The sequence below is a fragment of the Pseudomonas sp. LAMO17WK12:I10 genome, assembly GCF_900215185.1.
GTDB classification, from domain to species: Bacteria; Pseudomonadota; Gammaproteobacteria; order Pseudomonadales; family Pseudomonadaceae; genus Aquipseudomonas; species Aquipseudomonas chlororaphis.
The window spans coordinates 117957-124378 of sequence record NZ_OBDX01000022.1; the positions used below are offsets into that span (position 1 = coordinate 117957).

The 6422-nt window shown below is 61.3% G+C and carries 5 protein-coding genes and 1 pseudogene; 5 read left to right on the forward strand and 1 reads right to left on the reverse strand.

What is annotated here, in order from left to right; translation table 11 throughout:
- Window positions 1-4 precede the first annotated feature (4 nt).
- Window positions 5-808 carry a helix-turn-helix transcriptional regulator gene (locus tag CRO75_RS22530; RefSeq protein WP_097138289.1) on the reverse strand — a complete coding sequence of 268 codons (804 nt, stop codon included), beginning with the start codon at window positions 806-808 and terminating at the stop codon, window positions 5-7.
- A gap of 231 nt (window positions 809-1039) precedes the next feature.
- On the opposite strand from CRO75_RS22530, the gene CRO75_RS22535 reads away from it, so the two are divergent.
- The 5 genes and pseudogenes from CRO75_RS22535 to CRO75_RS22555 form a co-directional block, all read left to right on the forward strand.
- A complete protein-coding gene (locus CRO75_RS22535; RefSeq protein WP_009044076.1) occupies window positions 1040-2404 on the forward strand; it encodes an APC family permease in 1365 nt (454 codons plus the stop codon).
- A gap of 9 nt (window positions 2405-2413) precedes the next feature.
- On the forward strand, window positions 2414-3517 hold the full coding sequence (locus CRO75_RS22540; protein ID WP_097138290.1) for a P1 family peptidase: 1104 nt from the start codon (window positions 2414-2416) through the stop codon (window positions 3515-3517).
- Window positions 3518-3813: 296 nt separating this feature from the next.
- Window positions 3814-5265, forward strand: coding sequence for a serralysin family metalloprotease (locus CRO75_RS22545; protein ID WP_097138292.1), 1452 nt, complete (start codon window positions 3814-3816; stop codon window positions 5263-5265).
- 104 nt (window positions 5266-5369) lie between these two features.
- Window positions 5370-5753 carry an AprI/Inh family metalloprotease inhibitor gene (locus CRO75_RS22550; RefSeq protein ID WP_009044073.1) on the forward strand — a complete coding sequence of 128 codons (384 nt, stop codon included), beginning with the start codon at window positions 5370-5372 and terminating at the stop codon, window positions 5751-5753.
- A gap of 240 nt (window positions 5754-5993) precedes the next feature.
- Window positions 5994-6422, forward strand: a pseudogene (locus CRO75_RS22555) (type I secretion system permease/ATPase); the annotation flags it as partial.

Here is a 6422-nt window from a genome sequence, read left to right on the forward strand (position 1 = left end):
GCCCTCAAGGGTTTTCCAGGTCATGCCCCAGGGACTGGATAAACAGCGAGAACAGCTCCGGCTGTGAGGAGATATCCAGCTTGGCGTAGAGATGGCGCCGGTGCACCTTGATGGTGTCCGGCGAGATCTTCAGCCGCTCGGCCATGGCCTTGGAGGAGAACCCACGCAGGATCAGCCGGGCGATTTCCACTTCCCGATCCGACAGCACGCCGCAGCCGAAATGACTGAGGGCATCGCGGATCTGGCTGGCCATTTCTTCCGCGGCGGGTGGTTGCGGGCGCTGGTGGCTTTGCTGCCAATGCTGCTGCATCAACGGCAGGACCCAGGCCGAGAAGGTGGTGAGCTGGCCGATCTCTTCGGCGCTGAACGGCCGCTGCATGCCGAGCGACAGGGACAGGGCGCCGGCCTCCGGGATCTGCAGGATGAACTGCAGTTCATCCTCCAGCACGTTGTCGTGGAAGTAGCTGGAGAAATACTCGGTCTGGCGGAAATGGTCCGGCGCCACTTCCTCCAGGCGGTACAGGCCGTTGGGATAACCCTCGCGGCAGGCCTGAAAAAACGGGTCCAGCAGGTACAGGCCATTGAGGTAGGTGAGCATCGACGCCGGCTTGTCCGAGGGCTCGGCGTCGTATTCCTCGAGGGCGATGGGCAGGCCGTTGCGCGGGTAGAAGATCGCCAGGGCGTTATCGAACGGCAAGGCCTGGTGCAGCAACAGCACCAGCTGTTTCCAGAAACGCTCGCCGCCGATCTGCGAGAGGGTGCGGCCGAGTCCGGCATGCATGCCGATTTCCCTGAACAGAGTGATCAAATAGGTGGCTCCGCGTCGATGCCGCTGTGGTCTGGCGGGTTGCTTGCTCGCCAGGTGGCAGCAAGGTTTCGGCGATTTGCCCGGCAACGTCAAGGGGGAGTACTCCAATAGGGGAATTGGCCCTGTACCCCCGGCTGCCTAAAGTGGCCTCCATCAAGTGCGCCCCAGAGCGCATCCGCCCGACGTTCTTCGTTTCTGCCTCAAACCAAAAATAACCACGAGGATAACGACATGAGCTCTCCCTGTGCGCCGCAAGGCGCCCTGAAACCCACGCTGAGTGTGTTCGATGTGGTGGCCATTACCGTGTCGGGCGTGACCCCGGCCAGTTCGGTCTTCGTCATCGCCCCGTTCGCCATTCACCAGGCCGGCAGCGGGGTGTTCCTGGCCTTTGTCATGGCGGGGCTGCTGGCGCTGATGTTCGCCTTCTGCTACGCCGAACTGGGCCGCGCCCACAACAGTGCCGGTGGCGAGTATGTGTACGCCAAGCGGGTGTTCGGCGGCATGGCCGGCTACGCGACCTTTCTCACGGTGCTGGTGATGTTGCTGTTCATCCCGCCGGTGCTGGCCACCGGCGCGGCGACGTACCTGAACAATGCCTTGGGCACGCGCTTCGATTCGCAGACCGTGGCCCTGGTAATCGTTATCTGCAGCTATGCGCTGGGCATCCTCAATATCAAGCTGAATGCCTGGATCACCGGCACCTGCCTGCTGCTGGAAATTGCCGCGTTGCTGGTGATCGTCTTCCTGGGCTTTGGCAATGCTTCGCAGCCGGCGAGCATCCTGCTGCAACCGCAGATCGTCGAAAATGGCGTATTGCACATGGCGCCCTGGGCCCTGGTGATCGGCGCGGTGGGCATCGGCCTGTTTTCCTACAACGGTTACGGCCCGGCGGTGCTGCTGGCCGAAGACATGAAATGCAAGGGGCAGGGCGTGCACAAGGCGGTGCTCTGGTCGCTGGTGCTGGTGGTGATCATCGAACTGGTGCCGTTGACCGCGCTATTGATCGGCGCGCCGTCCCTCAGCGCCATGCTCGAAAGTCCCGACCCCATCGGCTACCTGCTCACCAGCCACGGCAACGAAACCCTGTCGCGGGTGGTCAGCGCCGGGATCTTCCTCTCGGTGTTCAACGCCATCGTCGCCATCGTGATCCAGATCGGCCGGGTGGTGTTCTCCAGCGGTCGCGATGCTTTGTGGACGCCAGGCATCAATCGCCTGTTCACGCGGATTCATCCGCGCTGGGACTCGCCGTGGCTGGCCACGCTGTTCCTGGCCATTCCCTCGGCGGTGCTCAGTTTCAGCTCGAACCTGGCCGACCTGACCTCGTTCAGCGTGCTGCTGATCATGCTGGTGTACCTGATCGTCGCCCTCAGCGCGCTGATGAGCCGGGTGCTGCTGCGCGACCGCGCCCACCCGTACCGCATGCCGCTGTGGCCGTTGCCAGCGCTGCTGGCGGTGATCGGCGCCGGGTATCTGTTGTTCAACCTGTTCCTGGACGCTTCGCTCAGGGACATCATGGTGATCGTCGGCCTGCTGGCGCTGTCGGTGATCCTGTATGGCACCAACGGCCGGTTCAGCCCGGCGTTCCAGAAACTCTGAGGAGAAGTCATGCGCGCACGTCAATTGGGGATCAGCCTGGGCCTGGGTACTCCCGGCCCCTTCAATGCCATCACCGACGTTCCGGGGGTACGGGTGGGCCATAGCACCCTCAGGACCACGGTCGACGGCAAGCAGGTACGTACCGGGGTGACCCTGATCCAGCCCCGCGAGGGGTTTGCCCGGCTGCAACCCTGTTTTGCCGGCTGCCATGTGCTCAACGGCAACGGCGATGCCACCGGCCTGGAATGGATCCGCGAAGCGGGCCTGTTGACCACGCCGCTGGCCATCACCAACACCCACAGCGTCGGCGTGGTGCGCGATGCACTGATCGCCGAGGAGCACGCAAGCCTGGCGGACCCCGCGGAATACTGGTGCATGCCGGTGGTGATGGAGACCTATGATGGCCTGCTCAACGATATCTGGGGCCAGCATGTTGGCCCGCAGCAGGTGCGCGAGGCGCTGGCCAATGCCGAGTCCGGGCCGGTGCGCGAGGGCGCGGTGGGCGGTGGCACCGGCATGATCTGCCATGAGTTCAAGGGCGGGATCGGCACGGCTTCGCGCCAGGTGCCGGGGGAGCAGGGCGGCTACACGGTCGGCGCGCTGGTGCAGGCCAACCATGGCAAGCGCGAGGAGCTGCGGGTCGATGGCTACCCGGTGGGGCGGCAACTGAGCGGCATCCCGTCGCCCTTCGCCCGGCGCGGTACGCCGGGCATGGGCTCGATCGTGGTGATCCTGGCCACCGACGCGCCTTTGTTGCCGCACCAGTGCCAACGCCTGGCGCAGCGCGCGTCCATCGGCATCGCCCGCACCGGCGGCGGCACCGAGGACTCCAGCGGCGATATCTTCCTGGCCTTCGCCACTGGCAACCGCGACTTGCCGCCTTGCGCCTATGGGCGCCAGGGCGTGCCCTTCAGCACACCCCTGGCGATGCTCAACAACGACTACATCTCGGCCCTGTTCAGCGCCGCCGCCGAAGCGGTGGAGGAGGCTATCGTCAACGCCTTGCTGGCGGGCGAGCCGATGACTGCGGACAGTGGCGCGAGCGTTCCGGCGTTGACCGGGGAAACCTTGCTGGAAGCGATGAAACTAACTGGGTGGAACAAACTTGCATGAACTAAAAACTGCGACGCAGTCGGCAAAACAATGGTCACCTTTATTTAATATTTAAATTCGAGATTGTTGGACAATTATCAGTGGGTATTGAGGGTTAAGGAATATTTCGACTCACCGGTCATTGTTTTCGGGAGTTTGCTGGAACAACAGAAATCAGGCGTCAAAAAGTAGTGGACGCCTGATTTCAAATTGTGTCAGGTTGCTTACGCCCGAATGGGGCGAGTGATAGGACGATCTCGCCAGGGATTGTCGCTATCGGACAAAAACTGTTCCATTGATTACAAGGAAGTGTGTTTATGTCGAAAGTTAAAGCGAAAACTATTGTGACCGCCGAACAAGAACTCGTGCCCTTGGCCGCGGCAAGTTCGGCTTACAACCAGATCAATAGCTTCAGCCATCAGTATGACCGGGGTGGCAATCTGACGGTCAATGGCAAGCCCTCCTACTCGGTCGATCAGGCAGCCACCCAGCTGCTGCGCGACGGTGCCTCCTATATGGATCTCAACGGCAGCGGCAAGATCGAACTGACCTATACCTTCCTGACCTCGGCGTCCTCAAGCACCCTGTACAAGCATGGCATCTCCGGGTTCAGCCAGTTCAACGCCCAGCAGAAAGTCCAGGCCGCGCTGGCCATGCAATCCTGGGCCGACGTGGCCAATGTCACCTTCACCGAAAAGGCTTCCGGTGGTGACGGTCACATGACCTTCGGCAACTACAGCGGCGGCCAGGACGGCGCGGCGGCCTTCGCCTACCTGCCGGGCACCGGTGCTGGCTACGATGGCACTTCGTGGTACCTGATCAATAGCAGTTACACCCAGAACAAGAATCCTGGTCTGAACAACTATGGCCGGCAGACGCTGACCCACGAGATCGGGCACACCCTGGGCCTGGCCCACCCCGGTGACTACAACGCCGGCGAAGGCTACCCGACCTATAACGACGCGACCTATGGAGAGGATACGCGCGGCTACAGCGTCATGAGCTACTGGAGCGAAAGCAACACCGACCAGAACTTCAGCAAGGCTGGCGTCGAAGCCTATTCGTCCGGCCCGCTGATGGACGATATCGCGGCGATCCAGAAGCTCTACGGGGCCAACACCACGACCCGTACCGGCGACACCACCTATGGCTTCAACTCCAATACCGGGCGCGACTTCCTCAGCGCCAGTTCGTCGGCCGACAAGCTGGTATTCTCGGTATGGGACGCGGGCGGCAAAGACACGCTGGACTTCTCCGGTTTTACCCAGAACCAGAAGATCAACCTCAATGACGCCTCGTTCTCCGACGTTGGCGGCATGGTTGGCAACGTGTCCATCGCCAAGGGCGCGATCATCGAGAACGCCATCGGCGGTTTGGGGAACGACCTGCTGATTGGCAATAGTGTGGCCAACGAGCTCAAGGGCGGGGTTGGTAACGACATTCTCTATGGCGCCGGTGGGGCAGACAAACTCTGGGGGGGCGCGGGTTCCGACACCTTTGTGTTCGCCGCTAGTTCGGACTCTGCACCGGGGGCGGCCGACCAGATCATGGAATTTGTCAGCGGCCTGGACAAGATCGATCTGACCGGCATCACCAAGGGCGCTGGGCTGCATTTCGTGAATGCGTTCACCGGTAATGCCGGCGACGCGATCCTCAGCACCTCGGCTGGCAACAGCACCTTGTCAGTGGACTTCTCCGGGCACGGTGTGGCGGACTTCCTGGTCAATATCGTCGGCCAGGCAGACTACACCACTGACATCGTCGCCTGAGTCGTTGCTGTAAGGTAGAAGAAGGAGGGTGGCGCCCAGGCGTCGCCCTCTGACCTTGCATTGACTGGCGAACTGCCTGAGGCTGTGGCCTGGAGCAACCCCCTATGATTCGAACTGCCTTGATCGCTAAGGCCGGCGCGTACCTGATCGCGACGCTGATGATGTTTTATGGAGAGACAAGCATGGCAAGCAGCCTGAGATTGGCGGACCCCGCGGAACTGGCCGGGCACTGGCAACTGTCGCAGCCGGCGCAACCTGCCAACCACTGTGTCCTGGACCTCGAGCAGAACGGCACCCTGGGCGCCGGCGCCGAGTGTTTTTCCGCCTGGCTGGGCGATGCGGCCATTGGCTGGTTTCCCGAGCCGGACGGTATTGCCGTGACGGGCAAAGAGGGTTCGAAGATCATCTTTCTAAGTCGCCAGAAAGAAGGCTTATATCAAGGCACTTTGAAATCAGGCATTACGATTATATTGCAGCGCGCACCCTGAGTTATCGCGGCTGTATGCATCTTTAAATGTATCTGTATGGATAAGCGTATAAGGCAGCGCCATATACGCGATGTCCTTCGTTCGATTAAAGACAACTAAATAACTAGAACTCTGTTTCGTCTGACGGTAGAGTTCTTTCGCCTGTCCGCCGCAATAAATCCAATAATGTCCCGACTCAAGTACGGGCGGTTTATTTGTCCTGCGTCCCTGGCGCGGGATATTACAGCTCAGGAAAGACCAATGAAGATGGCGAAGACCACTGCACCGCTGTTCAAGGCACTGGGCGATTACAAAGGCATTCTGATCAGCGTCGGGTGTTTCACCGCCCTGATCAACGTGCTGATGCTGGTCCCCTCGATCTACATGCTCCAGGTCTACGACCGGGTACTTTCCTCGCAGAACGAAACCACCCTGGCGATGCTGTCGCTGATGGTGGTCGGGTTCTTCGCGTTCATCGGCCTGCTGGAGGTGGTGCGCAGCTTCATCGTCATCCGCATCGGCAGCCAGCTGGAGCGTCGTTTCAACCTGCGGGTCTACCAGGCGGCGTTCGAGCGCAACCTGTTTCGCGGCGAAGGCCACGCCGGGCAGTCCCTGGGCGACCTGACCCATATCCGCCAGTTCGTCACCGGTCCTGCGCTGTTCGCGTTCTTCGACGCGCCCTGGTTCCCC

Coding starts and splice junctions, on each gene's coding strand:
- CRO75_RS22550 (WP_009044073.1), top strand. CDS start 5,370: ATGATTCGAACTGCCTTGATCGCTAAGGCCGGCGCGTACCTGATCGCG.
- CRO75_RS22535 (WP_009044076.1), top strand. CDS start 1,040: ATGAGCTCTCCCTGTGCGCCGCAAGGCGCCCTGAAACCCACGCTGAGT.
- CRO75_RS22545 (WP_097138292.1), top strand. CDS start 3,814: ATGTCGAAAGTTAAAGCGAAAACTATTGTGACCGCCGAACAAGAACTC.
- CRO75_RS22540 (WP_097138290.1), top strand. CDS start 2,414: ATGCGCGCACGTCAATTGGGGATCAGCCTGGGCCTGGGTACTCCCGGC.